General features: G+C 54.0%; 21 protein-coding genes and 1 tRNA gene. 14 read left to right on the top strand and 8 right to left on the bottom strand.

From position 1 onward, the window contains the following. The first annotated feature begins 97 nt into the window (after positions 1-97). A complete protein-coding gene (locus NOS26_RS00110; RefSeq protein ID WP_014016428.1) occupies positions 98-1273 on the top strand; it encodes a pyridoxal phosphate-dependent aminotransferase in 1176 nt (391 codons plus the stop codon). A 68-nt stretch (positions 1274-1341) separates the two neighbouring features. Here the strand turns inward: NOS26_RS00110 and NOS26_RS00105 are convergent, their stop codons facing one another. Together NOS26_RS00105 and ftsH are read right to left on the bottom strand one after the other, a co-directional pair. Continuing rightward, the gene (locus NOS26_RS00105; protein ID WP_014016429.1) at positions 1342-2892 is read right to left on the bottom strand and encodes a polysaccharide biosynthesis protein; all 1551 of its coding nucleotides are present in this window, start codon (positions 2890-2892) and stop codon (positions 1342-1344) included. A 237-nt stretch (positions 2893-3129) separates the two neighbouring features. Then, positions 3130-4950 (bottom strand): ATP-dependent zinc metalloprotease FtsH, encoded by a 1821-nt coding sequence (gene ftsH, locus NOS26_RS00100; RefSeq protein WP_014016430.1) that lies wholly within the window; start codon positions 4948-4950, stop codon positions 3130-3132. A gap of 198 nt (positions 4951-5148) precedes the next feature. Here ftsH and NOS26_RS00095 point away from each other — a divergent pair, with 198 nt between their 5' ends. From NOS26_RS00095 to NOS26_RS00080, 4 genes are all read left to right on the top strand, one after another. Then, on the top strand, positions 5149-7014 hold the full coding sequence (locus NOS26_RS00095) for an ABC-F family ATP-binding cassette domain-containing protein (RefSeq protein ID WP_014016431.1): 1866 nt from the start codon (positions 5149-5151) through the stop codon (positions 7012-7014). Between the two features lie 194 nt (positions 7015-7208). After that, positions 7209-8663 carry a [FeFe] hydrogenase, group A gene (locus tag NOS26_RS00090; RefSeq protein WP_014016432.1) on the top strand — a complete coding sequence of 485 codons (1455 nt, stop codon included), beginning with the start codon at positions 7209-7211 and terminating at the stop codon, positions 8661-8663. Between the two features lie 276 nt (positions 8664-8939). Continuing rightward, positions 8940-10292, top strand: coding sequence for an S-layer homology domain-containing protein (locus tag NOS26_RS00085; protein ID WP_041647529.1), 1353 nt, complete (start codon positions 8940-8942; stop codon positions 10290-10292). Positions 10293-10602: 310 nt separating this feature from the next. Further along, complete coding sequence (locus tag NOS26_RS00080; protein ID WP_014016434.1) at positions 10603-11769, top strand: N-acetylmuramoyl-L-alanine amidase; 1167 nt, start codon at positions 10603-10605, stop codon at positions 11767-11769. A gap of 424 nt (positions 11770-12193) precedes the next feature. Here the strand turns inward: NOS26_RS00080 and NOS26_RS00075 are convergent, their stop codons facing one another. The 4 genes from NOS26_RS00075 to NOS26_RS00060 all read right to left on the bottom strand — a co-directional run bounded on the left by NOS26_RS00075 (position 12194) and on the right by NOS26_RS00060 (position 14672). Next, a complete protein-coding gene (locus NOS26_RS00075) occupies positions 12194-12553 on the bottom strand; it encodes a DUF805 domain-containing protein (RefSeq protein ID WP_022497589.1) in 360 nt (119 codons plus the stop codon). A gap of 113 nt (positions 12554-12666) precedes the next feature. Then, complete coding sequence (gene fliB, locus NOS26_RS00070; protein WP_255917082.1) at positions 12667-13551, bottom strand: flagellin lysine-N-methylase; 885 nt, start codon at positions 13549-13551, stop codon at positions 12667-12669. A 2-nt stretch (positions 13552-13553) separates the two neighbouring features. Next, positions 13554-14219 (bottom strand): metal-dependent hydrolase, encoded by a 666-nt coding sequence (locus NOS26_RS00065; RefSeq protein ID WP_255917080.1) that lies wholly within the window; start codon positions 14217-14219, stop codon positions 13554-13556. Positions 14220-14243: 24 nt separating this feature from the next. After that, on the bottom strand, positions 14244-14672 hold the full coding sequence (locus tag NOS26_RS00060; RefSeq protein WP_014016443.1) for a hypothetical protein: 429 nt from the start codon (positions 14670-14672) through the stop codon (positions 14244-14246). Positions 14673-14828: 156 nt separating this feature from the next. On the opposite strand from NOS26_RS00060, the gene trmL reads away from it, so the two are divergent. The 6 genes from trmL to typA all read left to right on the top strand — a co-directional run bounded on the left by trmL (position 14829) and on the right by typA (position 20597). Then, the gene (trmL, locus tag NOS26_RS00055; protein ID WP_014016444.1) at positions 14829-15314 is read left to right on the top strand and encodes a tRNA (uridine(34)/cytosine(34)/5-carboxymethylaminomethyluridine(34)-2'-O)-methyltransferase TrmL; all 486 of its coding nucleotides are present in this window, start codon (positions 14829-14831) and stop codon (positions 15312-15314) included. A 25-nt stretch (positions 15315-15339) separates the two neighbouring features. Beyond that, the gene (locus NOS26_RS00050) at positions 15340-15687 is read left to right on the top strand and encodes a YlbF family regulator (protein WP_014016445.1); all 348 of its coding nucleotides are present in this window, start codon (positions 15340-15342) and stop codon (positions 15685-15687) included. Positions 15688-15733: 46 nt separating this feature from the next. Further along, the gene (gene murB, locus NOS26_RS00045) at positions 15734-16603 is read left to right on the top strand and encodes a UDP-N-acetylmuramate dehydrogenase (protein ID WP_230579030.1); all 870 of its coding nucleotides are present in this window, start codon (positions 15734-15736) and stop codon (positions 16601-16603) included. A 186-nt stretch (positions 16604-16789) separates the two neighbouring features. Beyond that, complete coding sequence (locus tag NOS26_RS00040; RefSeq protein ID WP_255917079.1) at positions 16790-18097, top strand: serine dehydratase subunit alpha family protein; 1308 nt, start codon at positions 16790-16792, stop codon at positions 18095-18097. Between the two features lie 24 nt (positions 18098-18121). Then, positions 18122-18664: a flavodoxin family protein gene (locus NOS26_RS00035; protein ID WP_074787258.1), complete on the top strand. Its 543-nt coding sequence runs from the start codon at positions 18122-18124 to the stop codon at positions 18662-18664. A gap of 118 nt (positions 18665-18782) precedes the next feature. After that, the gene (typA, locus tag NOS26_RS00030) at positions 18783-20597 is read left to right on the top strand and encodes a translational GTPase TypA (protein WP_014016449.1); all 1815 of its coding nucleotides are present in this window, start codon (positions 18783-18785) and stop codon (positions 20595-20597) included. A gap of 37 nt (positions 20598-20634) precedes the next feature. Here the strand turns inward: typA and NOS26_RS00025 are convergent, their stop codons facing one another. Then, positions 20635-20784 carry a hypothetical protein gene (locus NOS26_RS00025; RefSeq protein WP_157868801.1) on the bottom strand — a complete coding sequence of 50 codons (150 nt, stop codon included), beginning with the start codon at positions 20782-20784 and terminating at the stop codon, positions 20635-20637. Between the two features lie 134 nt (positions 20785-20918). Here NOS26_RS00025 and NOS26_RS00020 point away from each other — a divergent pair, with 134 nt between their 5' ends. Together NOS26_RS00020 and NOS26_RS00015 are read left to right on the top strand one after the other, a co-directional pair. Further along, positions 20919-21077: a hypothetical protein gene (locus NOS26_RS00020; RefSeq protein ID WP_014016450.1), complete on the top strand. Its 159-nt coding sequence runs from the start codon at positions 20919-20921 to the stop codon at positions 21075-21077. A gap of 14 nt (positions 21078-21091) precedes the next feature. Continuing rightward, positions 21092-21478: a type II toxin-antitoxin system death-on-curing family toxin gene (locus NOS26_RS00015; protein ID WP_255917078.1), complete on the top strand. Its 387-nt coding sequence runs from the start codon at positions 21092-21094 to the stop codon at positions 21476-21478. A 51-nt stretch (positions 21479-21529) separates the two neighbouring features. Here the strand turns inward: NOS26_RS00015 and NOS26_RS00010 are convergent. After that, positions 21530-21618, bottom strand: a tRNA-Ser gene (locus NOS26_RS00010). Positions 21619-21769: 151 nt separating this feature from the next. Between NOS26_RS00010 and NOS26_RS00005 the strand changes: the two genes are divergently transcribed. Next, complete coding sequence (locus tag NOS26_RS00005; RefSeq protein ID WP_027894766.1) at positions 21770-22894, top strand: DUF362 domain-containing protein; 1125 nt, start codon at positions 21770-21772, stop codon at positions 22892-22894. The last annotated feature ends 30 nt before the right edge of the window (positions 22895-22924 follow it).

Genomic DNA, 22924 nt, shown 5'->3' with positions numbered 1-22924 from the left:
TTTATCCCTTCCATGATTTTGTTGCAAGTGGTATACTGTATATAAGATACATGCATACATAAATGCAAAATAATCATAAAAAAGGCGGTGTTGTATTATGGATTGGAATAACAAAACAGCGGCTAATGTCAAAGCCATCAAACCCTCGGGGATCCGCAAGTTCTTCGATATTGCGGCTCAGGTCAAAGGGGTCTTGTCCCTGAGTATCGGTGAACCAGATTTTGCCGCACCAGACAAGGTCCTGGACGCCATGAAGGCCAGCCTCGATGCCAAGGAAACGAGTTATACCGGCAATTCAGGCATGATGGAGCTCCGTGAAGCCATTAGCCAGCACTTTGAAAAGCGCTATGGCGTCCATTATGACCCAAAAGACGAAATCCTGGTCACCGTTGGCGTCTCCGAAGGCCTGGCCATGGCCCTTTTGGCCATTACCGAACCGGGCGATGAAGTCATCATCCCCGACCCGGCCTATGTCGCCTATCCGGCGTCTGTCGAACTGGCCGGCGGGACGCCGGTCTTCGTGCCGACCTATCCGGAACACGACTTCAAATTGACTGTCGAAGCCTTGGAAAAAGTCATCACGCCCAAGACCAAGGCCATCGTCATCGGCTATCCCAACAACCCGACAGGGACGGTCATGTCTGCCGAAGAACTGATGCCCATTGCCAAATTTGCCGAAGAACACGACCTCATCGTCTTGTCCGATGAAATCTATTGTGAACTCATGTACGGCGATGCCAAATTCACATCCTTTGCCAAATTGCCGGGCATGCGCGAACGGACGGTCATCTTCAACGGCTTTTCCAAGGCCTATGCCATGACCGGTATGCGCCTGGGCTATGTCTGTGCCCCGCGGGAAGGCCTGGCGCCTATTTTGAAGCTCCATCAGTACGCCATCATGTGTGCCAATACGACGGCCCAGGTCGGCGGCATCACGGCCCTCAAGGAATGTGATGATGACGTCGAAGCCATGCGCCAGGAATACGACCGCCGCCGCAAAGTCATCTATAAAGGCCTGTGCGATATGGGACTGCCCGTCTTTGAACCGAAAGGGGCTTTCTACATCTTCCCGGATATCCGCTGCACGGGTATGACGTCGGCCGAATTTTGTGAAAAACTGGTCCAGGAAGAAAAAGTCGCCGTCGTCCCGGGTACGGCCTTCGGCGCCCAAGGCGAAGGCTTCGTCCGCATCTCCTACGCCGCCAGCATGGACACCATCCAGGAAGCCCTGAAACGCATGGCCCGCTTTGTGGATAAATATAGAAGTTGTTAGTGGTTCGTGGCTCGTGGCTAGTCACGAACCACTAAAAAAAGCGCTGTCGTAAAGACAGCGCTTTTTTTCTAGAAAAATCGTCCGATAAGGGGCATTTTGGCAGCGTCTTCTTTGGTGACGCCTCCGTTGAGGACCATGCAGCCGATGTAGATGGCCGACCCGACGATGCAGGTCAGGAAGAGGTCCAGGAAGAGTCCCAGGTAGGGGAAGAGGAAAGCGTACATGAAATACATGGCGACGCCCATGATGGCGGCGGAGACGATGTTTTTCAAGACGACTTTGACGTCGATGACGTAGCCGATTTTACGGTAAATGAAGAACATGTTGAGGACGGCGGCGACGCCGATGTCGGCCACCGTCGCATAGGAAGCCCCGGTGATGCCCAAGGTCGGGATGGCGACCAGGAACCAGTTGCACAGGACCTTGGCGACACAGGCGACAGCCATGTTGATGACCGGGATCTTCGGCTTCTTCAGGCCCTGAAGGATGGCCGTCGAAATCTGATGCAAGCCTAAGAAGCAGATGGCGATGGCCACAGCCCGCGTCGCTTCCGTCGCGGCCGGTGCATTGTAGATGAAGGTGACGATCGGTTCGGCCATGACGTAGAGGATGACGCTGAACGGAATGGTGACCAGGAAGGAAATGCGCATGGACGTCGCCGTCCGTTCGCGGATTTCATCGTATTCCTTCAAGGTGAAGCTGTGGCTGATGGCCGGTACCAGGCTCATGGCCATGGCCGCCGTCAGGATAGTGGCCAAGTTGATGAGCGGTACGGACATGCCCGTTAAGTAGCCGAACAGTTCCGTGGCCTGATGGGTCGAATAACCAGCCACTTCCAGCCGCCGCGGGACGATGAGCAGGTCCAGGTTGGATACGACGGGGAGCATGATGCTCGACAGGGAAATGGGGATGGCCAGGATGACCAGGCGCTTCAAGATGTGTTTGATGCTTTCCTGTTCGAACGTCGGCCCGCCGACGGGGAGGGACCGCTTCAGTTTATAGTAGTAATAGACCAGGACCAGCCAGGCCGCAAACCCGCCGGCGCCGGCACCGAGACTGGCACCGCCGGCAGCATAATCGAGGCCGTACGGCAGGAGGAGGGCGGCGAAGCCGAGCATGACGACGACGCGGACCAGCTGTTCGACGATCTGGGAAATCGCCGTCGGCGTCATCTGCTGCCAGCCCTGCAAGTAGCCGCGGTAACCAGCGATGATCGTCGTGAAGAAGATGGCCGGTGCCAGGGCGATGAGTGAATAATAGGCCCGGCTTTCGCGGATGATGTGTTCATCGATGAGGAAGCTGGAGCCGAAGAACATGAGGATGCTCAAAAAGAGCGCCGTCGTACACAGCATGGACAGGGACACGTGGAAAATGCGCTGGGCGCCGAAATAGTCCTGTTTCGCTACTTTTTCAGCTGTGATGATGGAAATTGCGATCGGCAGGCCGGCACTGGAAATATCGAGTGCCAGCAGGTAAATCGGGAAGGCCATCTGGTAGATGCCGATGCCTTCACCGCCGAGAATACGGGACAAGATGATCCAGTTGATACTGCCAATGGCTTTGACGACAAAGCCTGACAAGGTCAGGATCAATGTGCCGGAGATAAACTTGTTTGCCATGATAACCCCTTAACTCTATAGAATTTTTACCAACATAACAACTAATTTTAGCACATTTACCTAACCTTGTATATAGTGAAGTGTCAGCCGCCAACCTCTCCGGCCCGTCGGGCCACCTCCAGCCCGGCTCTCCGTTTTGGCAGCCGTCCTGCGTTTCCCCGCGGTCAACGCCTGACGGGCCAAAAAGGGCCTATCAAGGGAGGCTTTCACAAACCACGAATCACGAGCCACGAGCCACTAGCCACGATCTGCGGCCTGCGCTTTCAGGATATCCATAAATTCTTTGCCCGTAATCGTTTCTTTTTCGTAGAGGTACTTGGCCAGGGCATCCAGGGCCGGGCGATGGTCTTCCAGGATTTTCTTGGCCTTGGCGTGTTGTTCCTTGACGACGGAGACGACTTTGGCGTCGATGTATTTCTGCGTTTCCGGCGCGCAGGCCAGGGACGTATCGCCGCCGAGGTATTTATTGGTGACCGTTTCCATGGCGACCATATCGAATTCGTCCGTCATGCCGTAGCGGGTGATCATGGCCCGGGCCAGCTTGGTCGCCTGTTCGATGTCGTTCGAAGCGCCTGTCGTGACTTGGTTAAAGACGACTTCTTCGGCAGCCCGGCCGCCGGTGAGGGTGGCAATCTTATTTTCCAGTTCTTCCCGGGACAGGATGTATTTATCCTGCTGGTCGACTTGCATGGTGTAGCCCAGGGCGCCTGACGTGCGGGGGATGATGGTGATTTTTTGGACCGGTGCCGAATGGGTCTGGAGGGCAGCGACCAGCGCATGGCCGATTTCGTGGTAAGCGACGGTCCTCTTTTCATCGTCCGACAAGATGGCGTTCTTCTTCTGATAGCCGGCGATGACGACTTCAATGCTTTCTTCCAGGTCAGCCTGGCTGACGGCATCGCGGTGGTCGCGGACAGCGCGCAGAGCCGCTTCGTTGACGATATTGGCCAGTTCGGCCCCGGAAGCTCCGGCAGCCATGCGGGCGATGGTGTGGAAATCGACGTCGTCGCCGAGGACGACTTTCTTGGCATGGGCCTGGAGGATGGCTTCACGGCCTGCCAGGTCCGGCAGTTCGACAGGGACGCGGCGGTCGAAACGGCCTGGCCGCAGCAGGGCCGGGTCCAGCGATTCCGGCCGGTTCGTCGCTGCCAGGATGACGACGTTGTCGTCGGCGTTGAAGCCGTCCATTTCCGTCAGCAGCTGGTTCAGCGTCTGTTCCCGTTCGCTGTTGCCCATGGCATTGCCTGTACGCTTCTGACCGATAGCGTCGATTTCATCGATGAAGATGATGCACGGCGCTTTCTGTTTGGCCTGCTGGAAGAGGTCGCGGACCTTGGAAGCCCCCATGCCGACGAACATTTCCACGAATTCCGAACCGGCAATGGGGAAGAAGGGTACACCGGCTTCGCCAGCGACGGCTTTGGCCAGCATGGTCTTGCCGGTGCCCGGCGGGCCGACGAGGAGGACGCCTTTGGGCATCTTGGCCCCGATTTTGGCGTATTTATCGGGATGGTGGAGAAAATCGACAATTTCCGACAGGTTTTCCTTGGCTTCATCTTCACCGGCGACGTCATCGAAATGGATGCCGTTAGCCGACGGGACGTAGACCTTGACCTGGTTCTTGGCGCCGAACATGAGCGAATTGCCGCCGCCGCGGTTCATGAGCCTGCGGTTGAAATAGTGGCCGATGCCGAAGAAAATCAGGATCGGCAGGATCCAGGCGATGAGGAAGTCCGTAAAGGGCGAATCCTTTTCCTTAATGACTTCGTTGAAGGAGACCTTGGCCTTGTGCAGTCGTTCCGTCAGCTGCGGGTCGTTGACGACGCCCGTGCGGTATTCCTTGCCGTCTTTGTCCTTGAAGAGAATCTGGTTTTCTTCAATCTGGACGTCGGCAATCTGTTCGTCTTCGGTCATGTTCATGAACGTCCCGTAGTCGACCTGTTTCACGCTCTGCGAGTCGTAGTACGGCCGGGCAATGGCGTTGAATATGAAAATGACAGCCAAAGCGACGATATAGTAGAATAAAATCGGCTTTTTCTTTTCTTTGACTTCTTTCACGATCCGTCACATCCTTTTGTGTTTTATCTATTCTTTATATTGTACACCCGTGGGGGCTGTTGGCAAGGGGAAAGCCTCCCTTAATAGGGGAGGTGGCCCAGAGGGCCGGAGGGGTTGCTCTTAGGGTTTGATGTTTGACGTTTGATGTGATGTGTGATACGGTAAAGACAAATCTACAGAGAAAGTGAAGAGCATATAATGAATATATTGACAGTAGAACATGTAAAGAAATCTTACGGCCTGCGGGTCCTCTTCGACGACGTGACCTTTGCCATCGACGGCGGTCAGAAACTGGGCCTCATCGGCCTCAACGGTGCCGGGAAGACGACACTCTTGAAAATCATTGCCGGCCTGACCGACACGGACAGCGGCGACATCTGGCGCAATCCCAAGGCGCGCATCCATTACCTGCCGCAGGAACCGCAGTTCGTCGCGGGCCATACGGTCCTGGAAAGCGTCCTCGACGGCGACCTGCCGGTCATGAAGCTCCTCCAGCGCTACGAAGAAGCGGTCCAGCGCGATGATGATGCGGCTGTCGTCGCCCTCAGCGCCGAAATGGACGAACAGCAGGCGTGGGAACTGGAAGCCCATGCCAAGATCATTCTCAGTAAATTGGGCATTTCCAACTTTTCCCAGTCCGTCGACGAATTATCCGGCGGCCAGCGCAAACGCCTGGGCCTGGCCCGGGCCCTGATCATGCCCTGCGACCTGCTGATCATGGACGAACCGACGAACCATCTCGACGACAAGACCATCCTGTGGCTGGAAGAATACCTGCGCGACAGCAAGGCGGCCATCCTCCTCAGCACGCATGACCGCTACTTCCTGGACTGCGTCGCCGATTCCATGATCGAACTCGACCGGGGCCACGTCTATACCTACGTCGGCAATTACGGCCAGTACCTGGAACAGCGCCAGGCCCGGCTGGAACGGGAAGAAGCGAGCGAAGCCAAACGGCGCAACCTCATCCGCCGGGAAAAAGCCTGGATCCAGCGCGGCGCCCAGGCCCGGTCGACCAAGCAGAAGGCCCGTAAGGAACGGTATGAACAGCTCTGCGCCATCGAAGCGGGCAAACCCATTGGCGAAGTGGAAATGTTCGATACGTCTGTCCGCCTGGGCAAGACTATCATCGACATCGACGACATGGCCTTTGGCTACGACCCGGCCCGCCCGCTGTTCCAGCACGTGACGTATCACGTCGTCAAGCATGACCGCATCGGCATCATCGGTGAGAACGGCGTCGGCAAGTCGACACTGCTCAAAGTCTTGGCAGGCCAGCTGGCGCCGACAGCCGGGACGGTCACCATCGGCCAGACCGTGCGCTTCGGCTTCTTCACTCAGCAGCTGCCCCAGTTCGACGAAGGCATGCGGGTCATCGATTACGTCCAGGAACACGGCCATTTCGTGACCAATCAGTTCGGCCAGCGCATCTCGGCGACGCGCCTGTTGGACCAGTTCCTGTTCACCGAAGAGATGCAGTACACCTACATCGCCAAGCTGAGCGGCGGCGAACGGCGGCGCCTGTACCTGCTGCGCCTGCTCATGGACCAGCCCAACGTCCTCCTCCTGGACGAACCGACGAACGACCTGGACATCCCGACGCTGACCGTCCTCGAACGCTACCTCGACACCTTCCAGGGCGTGGTCCTCGTCGTATCGCATGACCGCTACTTCCTGGACCGGGTGGTTGATAAACTTTTCACATTAGAAAAGGGGACCTGGGACCGCTTTTATGGTGACTATAGCGAATACTTGGAGGAAAAATACAGCCATCACCAGGAAAAGAAAGGTGAAAAGGCCACTGCACCTTCTATTACTAAAACGAATATTACGCCAGCCAAAACAAAAGCCGGCCTGACGTCGCGGCAGGAAGAAGAACTGCGGCGCATCACGGAAGAACTGCCGCGCTACGAAGCCATGCTCAAGGGCCTCAATGCGGCCATTGCCGCGGCGGGGAGCAATTATGAAGAAGTGGAGTCGCTGCTGTCGGAACAGAAGGAAACCCAGGAGAAAGTCGATGCGCTGACAGAAAGATGGTGTGAATTAGAGGACTTAAAGGCATAGGCGATGACAAATTTACCTATATATTACAAAAAAGCATAGAATATATGGTAAAAAGGGTAGATGAATTACACAAAAGTAATGGAAATCTATGGCACTTTGTATTATCCTATAGGTAATGAAGTTTGTGATAAAATGTTACATAGTTACTGTTAGTTACACTTACTGAATTTCTGACCGAAAAGGAGTATCTGCATATGCCTGAATTTCATTCCCGTTTTGAAAAAATTGACCGTCGTGTTCCCATTGATGAACACAACTGTGCCGTTCAATTTGACGTAACGAAGTGTAAGAACTGCACCTTATGTCGCCGGGCCTGTGCCGACACACAGACTGTGTTGGACTACTACTCCCTGTCCAGTACAGGGGACATGCCCATCTGCGTACATTGCGGCCAGTGTTCGTCTGCCTGCCCCTTTGGTGCCATCGTCGAAGTCAACGATGTGGACAAAGTCAAGGCGGCCCTGAAAGACCCTGAAAAGATCGTCATCTTCCAGACGGCTCCGGCTGTCCGCGTCGGCTTAGGCGAAGCCTTCGGCATGGACCCCGGTACGTTCGTCGAAGGAAAGATGGTCGCAGCCCTGCGTACACTCGGTGCGGACTATGTCTTCGATACCGATTTCGGTGCCGACCTGACCATCATGGAAGAAGCGACGGAACTCCTGCACCGCCTGCAATCGGAAGAAATCCCTATTCCGCAGTTCACCAGCTGCTGCCCGGCATGGGTCGAATTTGCGGAAACCTTCTATCCGGACCTGCTCCAGCATCTGTCTTCGACGAAGAGCCCCATCAGTATCCTCAGCCCGGTCATCAAGACCTATTTCGCCCAGCAGAAGAACATCGACCCCAAGAAAATCGTCAACGTCTGCGTTACGCCGTGCACGGCGAAGAAAGCCGAAATCCGCCGTCCTGAACTGAGCGCTTCCGGCCTCTTCTGGGATGAACCGGAAATCCGCGATACCGATATCTGCATCACGACGCGGGAACTGGCCCAGTGGATCCAGGACGAAAACATCGACTTTGCCAGCCTCGAAGATAGCAAGTTCGACAAGGCTTTTGGCGAAGCCTCCGGCGGCGGCCGTATCTTCGGCAACTCCGGCGGTGTCATGGAAGCGGCTATCCGCACGGCATACCACATGTTCACAGGCCGTCCGGCCCCGAAGGACTTCATCCCCTTCGAACCGGTCCGCGGTCTCCAGGGCGTCAAGAAAGCGACGGTCATCTTCGGCCACTTCGTCCTTCACGTCGCTGCCATCAGCGGCCTGGGCAACGCCCGCGCCTTCATCGACGACCTCATTAAGAATGACGCCTTTGAAGACTACTCCTTCATCGAAGTCATGGCCTGCCCCGGTGGCTGCATCGGCGGCGGCGGTCAGCCGAAAGTCAAGCTGCCGCAGGTCAAGAAAGTCCAGGAAGCCCGCACGGCATCGATTTATAAGAGCGATGAAGAAACCGATATCAAAGCCAGCTGGCAGAACCCGGAAATCGAAACACTCTACGAAGCTTTCCTCGATGAACCGCTGTCAGAAATGGCCGAATTTACCTTGCACACCTACTTCTCCGACAAGAGCGACCAGCTGGGCCGCATGAAGAACCTCACGCCCCAGACCAACCCCATGTCGCCGAAGTACAAACCCCCGACAGAAGAATAGCCTCCCTTGTTAGGGGAGGTGGCCCAAAGGGCCGGAGAGGCTGTCTTAATGCGACAGCCTCTTTTTTTACTTCCAAACACGATATTGACAACTAATATCATAAAATGTATAATAACTACGTACTTATTGGAACAAGCCATGTGACAAAGGGAACCATATAGGCGGAATCCTTATATGATGCGAGAGGAAACTAGGTACACTCGACCGCAGCGGATAGGGGAGGCCTTTATGATTTCCCTGTCACAGGCTTATACACAGAGAAAGAAGGTCATATTGATGAAAAAGAAAATCGTTACCTCCTTAGCCGCTATGATGGCTGTCGGCGCTGCCTGCGCCTTTGCTGCCAATCCCTTTGTCGACGTACCGTCTGACAGCTGGGCTTACAAATCCGTCGTCGAACTGGCTGACGCCGGCATCATTCAGGGTGTCGATGGACAGTATTTCCAGGGCAACCGCAACATCACCCGTTATGAAGCCGCTGAAATGGTTGCCAAAGCCATGGCTCACATGGACAAGGCGTCCGTCGAACAGCGTGCCCTCATCAACAAACTGGCTGACGAATACGCTGACGAACTGAACAACCTCGGCGTCCGCGTCAGCGCCCTGGAAAACCGCGTAGGCAACGTCAAGCTCAGCGGCGATGCCCGCGTCCGCTTCCAGCACCAGAGTTCCGGTGAATCGAACGGCAACGACGGAGCTGGCTATAAGAATGATGCTTCTTGGGATTACCGCGTCCGCGTCCGCGCCAACGCCAAAGTCAACGACCGCACGACCGTAACATACGGCATCAGCACGGATGACATCAGCTTCGCCGATAATGGCGCAGCGAGCGACAACAAAAACATCTTCACCGATGACGCTAAAGTCGACTACAACTTCGGCGGCGACCACTGGAACCTCAGCGTCGGCCGTACCGATACGTATGTCCTGGGCGGTGAAAACGCCTACGGCTTCCAGTACGGTGACGTCTTTGACCGGGCTGAATTGAAATACACGAACGACCACTTCGCAGCTACGGCTGGCTATGGTAAATTCAAAGCCGGCGACCTCCTCGCTGGTACAGATGACATGGATGGCGTCAAGACCGGCTATGGCGAATTAGAAGGCTTCTTCGGCGGCGGCCGGGCAGCCGGTTCGGCAGTCGGCGTCTATTATAATGACTTCACCGTAGCTGGCGGCGAAGGTGACGAAAAGTATGGCGACGGCTTTGCTGCGGATGACCTCTGGGGTGCTTATGCAAGCGTCAACTTCGGCAAATGGAACGCTTTGGCTAACTATGAAAAAATCAACAGCAACAATAGCTACCTCGAAGCAGGGAATACGAAAGATCCGGAAGTATGGATCGGCAAACTGACTTACGGTTCCGCTGACAGTGACGCTCGTGGCTCTTGGGATGCCTGGGTTGAATACCTCAACTCCGATAAAGGCGCTCTCCTCGGTGGTGCGACCAACTCCTGGCGTGATGACAGCGTCCTGGACAACGTCAAATCCTGGGGCGTCGGCATCGACTACACCTTGGCCAAGAACGTCATCCTCACGGCAGCCCAGACCTTTGGTACGCAGACCAAACACGGCAATGCCGCTGACCCTGACGAATTCACCGATGTAGAAATCAACTTCCTGTTCTAAAAGGCTCGCCTCATAGGAGAGCTGACCGCTGAAAGCGGTCTGAGAGGTTGTCTCATAGAAGTTGTTTTATAGGGACTGTCTCATGAAGGCATCTGTCATCATGGGCGGTCCCTTTTGCTTTACATTATGTTTTTTGTAGGGGCTCGCATGTGGCGAGCCCGCCGGGTACATGTGAAATACTGGTGAACCAAATTTGCGTGAACGGGCGCCCCACGTGGTCGCTCCTACAGAAAACGATTGCCAATTACGCCGGTTTAGTTGTATAATAAATAAGTTGAAAAAGATTAGGATCGCAAAGGAGAAGATAAGCGTGTTGAAAAAAATATGGATACTTCCGCTTTTACTGCTCGTGTGCCTCATACCTTTCGTATCGGCCCAGGCAGCTTCCAAACCGGAAATCACCAATGTGCGTACGGCTACGCGGACGGATGCCAATACACCTTTCGTCCGGACCGTCCTCGATGTCAACGGCAAGGTCAATCCCAAGCTGTACATCGACAACTCCGGTGAGTACGTTTTCGTTACTTTGCCCAATACCGGCGTAGGCAAGAACGTGGCCAAGAGCTATAAGCCCAACAGCAACGTCATTTCCCGCGTCACCTTATCGCCCCGTTCGTCGAGTACGGACGTGACCATCAAGGTTCCCCGGGCCGTCACCAAGAATGACGTCAAAGTCTTTACCTTGCCGGGCGCTACCAACAGCAAAGCGTCGAGCCGCGTCGTCATCGACATCAACGATAAGTCGGGCAAGCTCAAACAGTGGAGCCATTGGGGCGATACCAATATCGGCATCAAAGGGGCGACCAAGCCGACTCAGAGCTGGAAACCGTCGGCCACCAAACAGCCGGCTGCCAATGTCCCGGCCTATAGCAGCAGCAAGACTTACAGCCTGACCAAGGGCCTCCAGGGCAAGACCATCGCCATCGACCCCGGCCACGGCGGTTCAGACTCCGGTGCTGTCGGCGCCTATTCCAAGGAAAAAGACATTACCTTGGCCATTTCCAAGAAAGTCGCTTCCTTATTGAGTGCTGCCGGAGCCAATGTCATCATGACCCGCACGACCGACGTCGACGTCTATGCGCCTTATGACGGCGCTGTCGAAGAATTGCAGGCCCGCTGCAACATTGCCAATGCGGCCAAAGCCGACGTCTTCGTCTGCATCCACATCGATTCCTTCGATTCCCCGTCGGCAGGTGGTGTCACCGCTTACTACAACAGCAAGACACCTTATGATTACGGCCTGGCCAACTACATCCACCTTCAGAACATGAAGGCCACCAACTTCCCGGACCGCGGCGTCAAGACGGCCAACTTCTACGTCCTCTTGCACACCAATATGCCGGCCACCTTATTGGAACTGGGCTTCATCTCCAACCCGAGTGAAGAAAAAGCCCTCAACTCCGACGCCCAGCAGCAGAACTTCGCTGAAAGCATCGTCAAAGGCTTGGCCGATTACTTCAACCATAACGGGAACTAAGAAAATAGTTTGCAGAGAAAACTTTCAAATTTAAAGCCATCCGCTAACAACTAACTGCTAGCCACTAGCAACTTTAAAGGGCTTGTCGTCGTGCGACAAGCCCTTTTTTATTTTGGTATTACGACCGCGTGCCACTCGTCATAAATTCCGGCTGTGCCCAGGATTCACGGCGGGACGACCTTTAACCTCTCAGACCGCCTTTGGCGGCCAGCTCCCCTATAAAGGGAGCCTTGTGCGGCCCGTTGCGAGATTTCATCACAGCCTTTTCGAGTATAGTGGCGGGCTTTTACGAGCCACGAACCACGATTTTTTTCACGAGCCGAGGGTTACTCGAGGCGATGTCGTCAATTTGAATCTGTTGCCGCGCAGCGGCATTTGAATCCGAGGCGGCCTGCGAACTGCAGTCTGCGGGGCCATCAGCCCCTTACTCTATTTTTTCTTTCCAGCAGAGGAAGATTTCGACGGCTAAGGCGGCGAACCAGATGTTTCGGGCCAGGACGTTGATGATACAGTACCAGCCGGATTTCCCCAGGTCGTGGTAACGGCGTATCATGTAGGAGAAATCGACGGGGATGAGGAGGACGGCGATGAGGCACGAGGCGATGGTGTATTCCAGGGCCGCCGGGCCGCCCTGCGAGGCCAGGTGCTGGAGCCAGATGATGAGGCAGATGGGCAGGATGCTGAACAGGCGGAAGTGCAGGTAGCGTTTACGGCTGACCTTGCCTTTGAAATCTAAATGGTTGCGAATGAGTACGCGAATAGGCGCGTCTTCGGCTATGATCAAGAGAAAGACCTCCTTTGATGAATCAGGGATTTTTCTCTAGTGTAGCACGAAAGACGCGCCTATTTCGATAGGACGGGCAAAGTGGCAAAAGCTGGCACGAAATGCCGGAAAAGTCAAAATTCTCCGGCCGCTGCCGCTTCCTTGAGAAGGGCCACGTTGTCCGTATCATATTCAATTTGTTCCGACCAGCGGCGCACGGCTTCAGGCAGATTGCCCGTTACGGCAGCGGCAAGGCCGATGAAGTCCGTGTTACGTGCAGCATAGGTGGCGAGGACGTCAGAAGGGACGTCTGCAAAGGACTCGAGCTGCCGGTAAAAGAGATAGTCGTACACGCGCTGATACCGTTTGGCCTGTTCCGGATCCGGAGCTGCGACCTTTTCCGTCGATGCTATCCGGGCCTGTAAGGCTTTTAGACCAGCCGTCCAGGCATCGTCAATCGGTTCGGTCCGGGACAGGACGGCCAGGAGGCGTTCATGGCCTTTTTTCGTCGTGTCGGGCTGATAAACGAGACCCGCCGATGGCGCCGGATAATCCAGGGCATCCAGGAGCTGCGCCAGCGTCCCCAGGGACTGGCCCCTTTCCTCATCATAAAAGGTGAGGGGAGAGGGGCTGCTCAGCAAGAGACCGGCCGCGGCTTCACAGCAGAGCCCGACGCCGCCGAGTTCCCTGTCCTGCCCGTTCCCGTCGGTGACGACCTGGAAGAACCGCGGATGGAGGGCGCAGATATCGCAGAGGATGTCGTCGCCGCTTTCACGGATGAGACGGCATAAGCCATCGGGCCGCAGGAAGGGACAATTCCCGTCGGCAGTGAGACAGAAATGCCAGCCCTCCGGCCCTTCGGCGATGTGCTGGCGGATTGCCCCACCTAAGGGGCCATCGAGGTGCTGATAAACGTCGGCCGTCACGTCGTCGATGTCGATCTCCCAGCCCCGGCAGCACGTATGCTGGCAGGCGCCGGCTTTGCACTGGAAGCGGTCGTAGAAATCAGGAAGGATCATGATCAGAATTCATACGTTGTCCCCGGGTCGACGACCTGGACGGGGATATTGTATTTCGTTTCCGTGAGCTTCTTGTATTCCTGAGGGTCTGCTTCGACAATGGGCCAGGTCTTGTAGTGGACGGGGATGACGAAGCGCGGCTGGATCCAAAGGGCTGCCAGGGCTGCGTCGTCGATGCCCATGGTGAAGTTATCGCCAATAGGCAGGATGGCGCAGTCGATCGGCCCGAAGCGATCGAGGATTTTCATGTCCGAGAAGAGGCCTGTGTCGCCGGCGAAATAAACGCGCTTGCCGCCAAATTCGACGATGACGCCGCATGCCAGCCCTCCGGCAATGCCCGAACCGTGGAACGCCGGTGTCAGGCGTACTTTGCCAAAGGGGAAATCCGCACTGCCGCCGACATGCATGGCATGGGCCTTGCAGCCTGCTTCGCCCGCTTTGCCAGCGACTTCGGCCGTGCTGATGACCGTAGCGTCATTGGCTTTGGCAATGGCTTCGGTATCGCCATAATGGTCGCCGTGGCAGTGAGTGACGATGATGTACTGGCAGTGGATGTCTGTCGGACTGACCTGGGTCCAGGGATTCTCCGTAATGAACGGGTCAAAAAGGATGGTCGTCACATCATCGGAAAGAGTGAATGCGGAATGACCGTAATAATTGAATTTCATAGTGCCTCTGCTCCTTAAAGACAATCAGTCTTTTTCAGTACTGTTCAAACTCCATTTCTTCCATTCTTCGAACCAGCTCTTGACGTGTTCCTGCGGGAGGGAGCCGCAAAAAGTGTTCTTCAGGGTCTTGCGGAGTTCGCCTTCTTTTTCGCCTAACGGATAGACGTCTTTATATTCGTCATAGACGTTCCAGAAGTCGCGCATGTGCAGGTTGGCATAGGTTTCACCGTAAATCTTGTAGCACGTGTCGCACAGGGTGATGAAGACGGCTTCGTCGTTGTGCTGGTTGGCGTCGTCGAGGCCGCAGCAGCGCGTATACAGTTTGATTTTGCTGCCGAAGAGTTTGCGAAGGTAATCGTAGACGTCGGAAACCATCTGAGGCTGCAGCTGCAGCAATTTACAGCCGGGAGCGAAATACATGGGATACTGGGCAATGTTATCAAAGTTATCCATAATTGACACCTCTTTCTGAAATCAATAGAAACTTTACCTTTCTATTAAATAATAACTATTATTTATAAGTGTACCATAAAAAGGCCGGAAACGCAATGTTCCTCTTGTACTTCCTGCATAAATCCTGTACAATATCCCTTGGAGAGTGATATAAGTATGCATATCGTAATGGTAGAGCCGGAAATCCCCGGCAATACGGGCAATGTCGCCCGCTTATGCGCAGCCAATCATATTACGCTGCATTTGGTCAAGCCCCTGGGCTTTTCCATCGATGACAAGCATTTGAAACGGGCCGGCCTCGATTACTGGTCGCTCGTCGATGTCCAGATCCATGAAAATTTTCAGGAAGTCCTGGACAAATACAAAGACCACCGTTTTTTCTATTTGACGACCAAATCGGAACAGTGTTACGCCGATATCCAGTTCCAATACGATGATATGCTCGTATTCGGCAAGGAGACGAAAGGCCTTCCGGAAGACCTCCTGAAAGCCAATCCGGAACGCTGCTTCCGCGTACCGATGGTCGAACAGGCGCGCAGCCTGAACCTGTCCAATACCGTCGCTATCGTGTCTTACGAAGCGATGCGCCAACTCGGCTTCCCGGGTATGGCCAAGAGCGGTATCGGTATCAAGAATCTTTAATTACAGAAATGATGAGGTGTAGAACGTGGAAATTTACGATAAAGCCCATGAATTAGAGGCTGCCATCAAAGAATGTCAGGAATACAAGGACCTCGTCGCAGCCGGTCAGGAACTGGCCAAAGACGAAAAGACCAAGCATCTGGTCCGCGATTTTCTCATGCTTCAGGCCCAGCTGGCCTATGCCCAGTCCATGGGGGACAAGCCGATCCGCAAGAAGATCGACCATTTGAACCAGATGGCCGAACTCATTAAAAACAATCAGACTGCCGTGGAATATTTGAACCATTATAATAAATGGCAGACCATGGCCGGTGAAGTGTTCCAGATTATTCAAAATGCAATGGCAGAAGGAATGAGCATCCTTGATCAATAAATATGCACTGACGACTTTCGTCTCCGAATTAAGTAACTCTGTTCCCATGGAACGGATCCTGCTCGACGAACCCATGAGCGAGCACACGACCTTTGCTGTCGGCGGCCCGGCCGACGTCCTGATCCTGCCGGAATCGGTCAAGGAAATGTCCCTGGCCATCCGGGCAGCACGGCGGCTGGAACTGCCGGTGACGGTCCTCGGCGGCGGCTCCAACGTCCTCGTCCGCGATGGCGGCATCCGGGGCGTCGTCATCCAGTTGAATACGATGACTAAAGTATTGGCCTGCCACGACCGCAAGATCCTGGCCAGTGCCGGTTACATGTTGAAAGATGTCTGCCAGTTTGCCCAGGAAAACAGCCTGACCGGCATCGAATTTGCCTGTGGCATCCCCGGTACCCTGGGCGGCGCCGTCTTTATGAACGCCGGGGCTTACGACGGGGAAATGAGCCATGTCGTATCCCGCGTCCGCACGGTCAACAGCGAAGGCGGTGTCCATACGTATGATGCGCCGAACCTCGGTTTTTCCTATCGCCAGAGCCGCTTCCAGAAATCCCAGGAATTCGTCGTCGAAGTCGAACTGACCTTGCGCAGCGGCGACCCCAAGGAAATCCAGGCCCGTATGGACGATCTCATGAACCGCCGCCGCAGTAAGCAGCCTTTGGAAATGCACAGCGCCGGCAGTACCTTCAAGCGTCCGCCGGGATACTTTGCCGGGACCCTCATCGACCAGACCGGCCTCAAAGGCCTTTCCTGCGGCGATGCCCAGGTCTCGATGAAACACGCCGGCTTCGTCGTCAACACGGGCCACGCGTCGGCACGGGATGTCCTCAACGTCATCCACGAAGTCCAGAAACGCGTCGAAAAAGCGCACGGCGTCCACTTGGAACCGGAAGTCCGCATCATCGGCGAAGACTAAAATTTAAATCCATCCGCTAGCCACTAACTACTAGCCACTAACCCCTTAAAAGGAACTGTCGCACCTGTGACAGTTCCTTTTACTATATTGTTTTATCATAAGAATCATGCTATGATGGTATTAGAAAAGTACGTGATACGATTTACGTTATAATACCTATCTTAATGAGAGAAAGCAGGGATTGTCATGGATAAACGAGTTATGTGGAACGAAATGATTAGCGTCATCAAACAAGATGTGACGCCGGCGACGGGGTGTACGGAACCGATTGCCCTGGCCTATGCCGCGGCGACGGCAGCCCGGGAACTGGGCGAACCGGTGCGCTTCGTCGACGGCTGGGTCTCGGCCAACCTGATGAAGAACGGCATGGGCGTCACCGTGCCGGGGACAGGGATGCCAGGCCTTTACATTGCCGCAGCTGTCGGCGCTCTCGGCGGCGATGCCGATGCGGGCTTGCAGGTCCTCAAGGCCTTGACGCCAGACGTCGTCGCCCTGGGCAAACAGTACGTCGCTGATGGCAAGATTACCGTGTCTGTCCGGGAAGATACACCGCATGTCCTCTATGCCGAAGCTGTCGTCTATGGCGAAAACCACCGTGTCCGCGTCGTCATCACCGATGACCATACGAACATCGTCTTTATCGAAAAAGACGGCAAAGTCCTCCGGGACCAACGCGTTGACGGGGGCAGCGGCGAAGACCCGAAAATCGCCTTCCTCCATACGCTGACCTTGGCAGATATCGTCGATTTCGCTGAGCAAGTGCCGATCGAAGACCTTGCTTTCCTAAAGGAAGCGGAACGGCTCAACGACCACTTGTCTCAGGAGGGCTTGACCGGGAAATACGGCTTGAAAATCGGTTATACCCTGCAGCAGTTAGTCGAAAAGGGCGTCTTAGCAGACGATTTGTCCCATCGCATCCAGATCCGCACGGTCGCCGCGTCCGATGCCCGCATGGGCGGTGCTGCTTTCCCGGCTATGACCAATTCCGGGTCAGGCAATCAGGGTATCGCCGCGACGGAACCGGTGACGGTCGTCGCCGATTTCCTCGGCGTCACGCCGGAAAAACGGCTGCGGGCCCTGGCCTTATCTAGTATGGTCGCCATCTACGCCCACGGTTATCTGCCGAAACTGTCAGCCTTCTGTGCCACCGTCACGGCTTCCATGGGGGCTGCCGCAGGGATGGCCTGGCTGCTGGCCGATAGCGAACCGCTAGCCGTCATCGAACGGGCCCTGGCCACCATGTCCGGTTCCATCGTTGGCATGGTCTGTGACGGTGCAGCCAACAGCTGTTCCATGAAGGTCTCGGCCTCGGTCCATGCGGCTTATGAAGCAGTCCTCCTGGCCCTCAATGACGTGCGCGTCCAGGGGACGGATGGTTTGGTCGCCCATTCGGCCGAAGAATGTCTGAAGAATGTCGGCCTCTTGGCCTCGCAGGGGATGCAGCAGACCGATGAAGAAGTTCTGCGCATTATGCTCCATAAAAATAAAGCCTGATTTTTTCGGAAAGGGTGTTGTCTCATGGCTAAAAAAGTCCTCATCTTATCTTCCAGTCTCCGTCCGGACAGCAATTCCGAGCAGCTGGCCCGGGAAGCCGGCCGCGGGGCCCTCGAAGCGGGGAACGACGTAGAAGTCCTCAGCTTGGCCGGCCGGGATATCCGTTATTGTGAAGGCTGCATGGCCTGTCACCGCCTGCTCTACTGTCCCATTCAGGACGACGCCAACGACCTTATTAAGAAGGTCCAAGAAGCAGACGCCGTCGTCTTTGCTTCACCTATCTACTATTACGATATCTGCGGGCAGCTGAAGACCTTCCTCGATAGGACCAATCCGCTCTACGGTCAGCCCTACCATTTCCGCGACATCTACCTCATCACCGTTTCGGCCGATGACGCGCCGGACACGGCGAAACGGGCCCTATCGACCCTTGATGGCTGGATCTGCTGCTTCGACAAAGCCCATTATTCCGGAGGCTTCAACGCCGGCGGCATGAGCGAAGCCAATGCTGTAGGAAATCACCCGCAATGGTTGCAGAAAGCCTATGAATTAGGAAAATCTATCTGATATTTTACCGCCTGTTGACAATAAATTCAGCAGGCGGCTTTGCATTTCTGCGCAATCCATGCTATACTAATCTAGTTACATACAATCTAATATTTGTTAATGAGAGAGAGGACATTAGATGGAACGCAAAGATATTCGTAATATTGCAATTATTGCCCACGTTGACCATGGCAAAACGACACTGGTCGACGCCATGCTCAAACAGAGCCATGTTTTCCGTTCTAACGAAAAAGTAGAAGAACGTGTCATGGACTCTGGAGATATTGAACGTGAACGCGGCATTACAATCTTGTCCAAAAATACATCTGTCATGCACGAAGGCGTCAAGATCAACATCGTCGACACCCCGGGGCATGCTGACTTCGGCGGCGAAGTAGAACGTGTACTGAACATGGTAGACGGCGTACTGCTCCTCGTCGATGCTTTTGAAGGCCCGATGCCGCAGACGAAATACGTTTTGCGCAAGGCTTTGGAACAGAAATTGAAACCAATCGTCGTCATCAATAAAATCGACAAACCCGGTGCCCGCGTCGCCGAAGTCGAAGACGAAGTTCTCGAATTGTTCATGGAACTCGATGCTACGGACGAACAGCTCGACTTCCCGGTCGTCTATGCCAACGGCCGCGATGGCATTGCCAAATATTCCATGGACGACGACAGCGATAACCTTGAACCGCTGTTCAAGACCATCATCAAATACTGCCCGTGCCCGAAAGGCGATGCCGAAGGCCCGCTGCAGTTTATGGTCACGACGTTGGACTACGACGATTATGTCGGTAAAATCGCTATCGGTCGTATTGTCCGCGGCAAAATGCATCCGAACCAGAACGTCGTCGTCACCGACGGCGAAGGCCAGCGCAAAGCCAAAATCGGCCGCGTCTATACCTATGAAGGCTTGAAACGAGTCGAACAGGATGAAGCCGCTATGGGCGAAATCGCCTGCATCGTCGGTATTCCGGACCTCAAGATCGGCGAAACCGTTACGGACCCGCAGAATCCGGAAGCCCTGCCGAAAATCAACATCGACGAACCGACGCTGTCCATGATTTTCTACGTCAACGACAGCCCCTTTGCCGGCCAGGAAGGGGAATACGTCACCAGCCGTCATCTCCGCGACCGCTTGTTCCGCGAAGTCCAGACCAACGTATCCCTGCGCGTCGAAGAAACAGACAGCGCCGATGCCTTCAAAGTATCGGGCCGTGGCGAACTCCACATCGCTGTCCTCATCGAAGAAATGCGCCGTCAGGGTTATGAACTCCAGATCGGTAAACCGAGCGTCATCACCAAAGAAATCAACGGTCAGAAATGCGAACCGCTGGAAGCTCTCACCATCGACGTTCCGCCTGAATTTATGGGCGCTGTCATGGAAAAACTCGGTACCCGTAAAGCCGAAATGGTCAACATGACCGATATCTCCGGCTACACCCGCCTGGAATTTATCATTCCGGCCCGTGGCCTCATCGGCTTCCGCAGCGAATTTCTCACAGCTACCAAAGGGAATGGCATCATGTACCACGTCTTCCACGGCTATGCTCCCTGGAAAGGCGAAATCCCGGGCCGTACCCGCGGCAGCTTAGTTGCCTTTGAATCGGGCACGACTACCGGCTACGGCATCTTCAACCTGCAGGACCGCGGCACGATGTTCATCAAACCGGGCGAAGAAATCTACCTCGGCCAGGTCGTCGGTGAAAGCAACCGCGACGTCGATATCGATGTCAACCCGTGCAAGAAGAAACACTTGACCAACACCCGTTCCTCCGCCTCGGACGAAGCACTCCGCCTCACGCCGCCGCAGGAAATGGGCTTGGAAAAATCTTTGGAATGGATCAACGACGACGAACTCGTAGAAGTTACGCCGAAGAGCATCCGTATCCGCAAAGCTATCCTCGACAAACACGACCGCAAAAAAGCGATGCGCCGTGCACAGCAGTAAGCTTTTCACTAAAAACTACAACTTACAAACTTAATATTCAAAAAGGGGCTGTCGCACGAAGGTTTCTGCCATCATGCGAGGCCCCTTTCTCTTTAATGTTTGAGGTTTGATGTATGATGTTTGAGGCGATTGCTTTAAATTTAAAACCATCCACATCAAACATCAAACTTTCAACTTCAAACTCCAAAAGGCGCTGTCTTCGTGCGACAGCGCCTTTTTTGATGCTTGCGTAGTAAATACTTTACAAGGTGTGATATACTTATTTATAATAAGTTAATATCACCTATAGTGAGTAAGAATGTATGTAAGGAGATGAATGTCATGAATTTATCTGATTCTGCCAAAGTAATCAAGGTACCTGTTGAAAGAAAAATTCTTACCAGCAAAGGAAATCAAGAAATAAAAGAAAAAATCCGTAAGGCCTCTCAGCTCATGTTTCAACGCAATGAAAAAGCCTATAGGGACTTAGAAAATCGATGAAACACGAGCAAATATTGATAGAAATTATCCTAGAAGATGTACTTGCTTTTCATGAAGAGATGGAGCAGAGATATGTTATGGATAAAGGCATTCATGATATGAATTTGCTGGAATCTGCCGTAAGTACTCCGTTTCAGTCATTTGCTGGGGAAGAACTTTATCCTACTATTTTAGATAAAGCAGCTAGATTATGTTATGGCCTTACAAAAAATCACCCATTTCGCGATGGTAATAAACGCTCTGCTATTCATAGCATGTTGGTATTTCTTTATATCAATGGGATTGATTTAGATTATACACAACAAGAATTAGAAGATATGGTGGTTGATGTTGCTGCTGATAATTTGGATAGTGATGGAATCAAACAATGGTTATTGAAACATAAGAAAATGGAAACATAGAAAAAGCGCACTGATAAGTTCCATGAATGGCTTATCAGTGCGCTTTCGATTTGGCGGAGCGGGTGGGATTCGAACCCACGAGACCTTGCGGCCTAACTGATTTCGAGTCAGCCCCGTTATGACCACTTCGATACCGCTCCATAAGGTACTTTGCTAGTATATCATGGTATGCGCTATCCGTCAAGTTTTTTTGCATATCGATTTTTTACATCTCGGTTATGAGTAAATAGTTGACTTAGAGCGTACTTCAGGTGGTACAATGAAGATAACTTGTTTTAGGAGGGAATACTTATGGAAAAAGCAAAGGTATATTTTACGGACTTCCGCTGTCGTCCGGGCAAGAATAATTTACAGAAACTGCAGAAGCTTTGCAAGAAAGCTGGCATTGAACAGATTAATTTTGAAGGGAAATTCGTTGCCATCAAGATGCATTTCGGTGAATTGGGCTGTTTGGCTTCGCTGCGGCCGCAGTATGTCAAGGCCGTTGCCGATTTGGTCAAGGAATTGGGCGGCCGCCCGTTCCTGACGGACTGCAATACCCTGTATCCGGGCAGCCGCAAGCACGCACTGGAACACTTGGACTGTGCCAACCTCAATGGCTATAACACGGTTACGACAGGCTGTCAGATTATCATCGGCGACGGCTTGCGTGGTACTGATGAAGTAGAAGTGCCCGTCAAGAACGGTGAATACGTTGAAAAAGCGAAAATCGGCCGGGCCATTATGGATGCGGACGTCTTCATCAGCCTGGCTCACTTCAAAGGCCACGAAATGACGGGCTTCGGCGGCGCCATCAAGAATATCGGCATGGGCTGCGGCAGCCGTGCCGGCAAGATGGAACAACATTCGTCGGGCAAACCGAAAGTCGACGAAAGCAAGTGCAAGAACTGTCATCGCTGTGCGCAGGAATGCGGTTCTGATGCCATTACCTATGAAAATAACGTCGCCCACATCCACGAAGACCTGTGCAAAGGCTGCGGCCGCTGCATCGGCGCCTGTGCCTTCGACGCCATCGAAACCGTCGAATGGGATGCCAATGAAAAACTGGACCGCAAGATGGCCGAATACGCCCAGGCTGTCTGCCAGGATCGCCCGTGCTTCCACATCAATCTGGTCATGGACGTTTCGCCGAACTGCGACTGCCATGCTGAAAACGATGCGCCCATCCTGCCGGATATCGGCATGTTCGCTTCCTTTGACCCGGTCGCCCTCGACCAGGCCTGTGCCGATGCCTGCATGAAAGCAGCGCCTATGCCCAACAGCCAGTTGTCGGATAATTTGGCCAAACCTGATTGGCACCATCATCATGACCACTTCCTCGACAGCAACCCCAACGTCGACTGGAAGACGACACTGGAACACGCTGAAAAAATCGGCTTAGGCACACGGGAATACGAACTCGTCCGCGTCCGCTGATATATTGGCTTTGTAACGCTATACATATGC

Source organism: Megasphaera sp. SC8-1 (assembly GCF_024436295.1).
Classification (GTDB): Bacteria; Bacillota; Negativicutes; order Veillonellales; family Megasphaeraceae; genus Megasphaera; species Megasphaera elsdenii.
Note: the sequence above shows the minus strand (reverse complement) of the source record. Positions and strands in the feature narration are given on the sequence as shown.

What these genes read in the sequence shown, in the direction of transcription:
- NOS26_RS00110 (WP_014016428.1), top strand. Translation starts at nt 98, where the DNA reads ATGGATTGGAATAACAAAACAGCGGCTAATGTCAAAGCCATCAAACCC.
- NOS26_RS00105 (WP_014016429.1), bottom strand. Translation starts at nt 2,892, where the DNA reads ATGGCAAACAAGTTTATCTCCGGCACATTGATCCTGACCTTGTCAGGC.
- NOS26_RS00095 (WP_014016431.1), top strand. Translation starts at nt 5,149, where the DNA reads ATGAATATATTGACAGTAGAACATGTAAAGAAATCTTACGGCCTGCGG.
- NOS26_RS00090 (WP_014016432.1), top strand. Translation starts at nt 7,209, where the DNA reads ATGCCTGAATTTCATTCCCGTTTTGAAAAAATTGACCGTCGTGTTCCC.
- NOS26_RS00085 (WP_041647529.1), top strand. Translation starts at nt 8,940, where the DNA reads ATGAAAAAGAAAATCGTTACCTCCTTAGCCGCTATGATGGCTGTCGGC.
- fliB (WP_255917082.1), bottom strand. Translation starts at nt 13,551, where the DNA reads ATGATCCTTCCTGATTTCTACGACCGCTTCCAGTGCAAAGCCGGCGCC.
- NOS26_RS00065 (WP_255917080.1), bottom strand. Translation starts at nt 14,219, where the DNA reads ATGAAATTCAATTATTACGGTCATTCCGCATTCACTCTTTCCGATGAT.
- NOS26_RS00060 (WP_014016443.1), bottom strand. Translation starts at nt 14,672, where the DNA reads ATGGATAACTTTGATAACATTGCCCAGTATCCCATGTATTTCGCTCCC.
- trmL (WP_014016444.1), top strand. Translation starts at nt 14,829, where the DNA reads ATGCATATCGTAATGGTAGAGCCGGAAATCCCCGGCAATACGGGCAAT.
- murB (WP_230579030.1), top strand. Translation starts at nt 15,734, where the DNA reads ATGGAACGGATCCTGCTCGACGAACCCATGAGCGAGCACACGACCTTT.
- NOS26_RS00040 (WP_255917079.1), top strand. Translation starts at nt 16,790, where the DNA reads ATGGATAAACGAGTTATGTGGAACGAAATGATTAGCGTCATCAAACAA.
- NOS26_RS00035 (WP_074787258.1), top strand. Translation starts at nt 18,122, where the DNA reads ATGGCTAAAAAAGTCCTCATCTTATCTTCCAGTCTCCGTCCGGACAGC.
- typA (WP_014016449.1), top strand. Translation starts at nt 18,783, where the DNA reads ATGGAACGCAAAGATATTCGTAATATTGCAATTATTGCCCACGTTGAC.
- NOS26_RS00020 (WP_014016450.1), top strand. Translation starts at nt 20,919, where the DNA reads ATGAATTTATCTGATTCTGCCAAAGTAATCAAGGTACCTGTTGAAAGA.
- NOS26_RS00005 (WP_027894766.1), top strand. Translation starts at nt 21,770, where the DNA reads ATGGAAAAAGCAAAGGTATATTTTACGGACTTCCGCTGTCGTCCGGGC.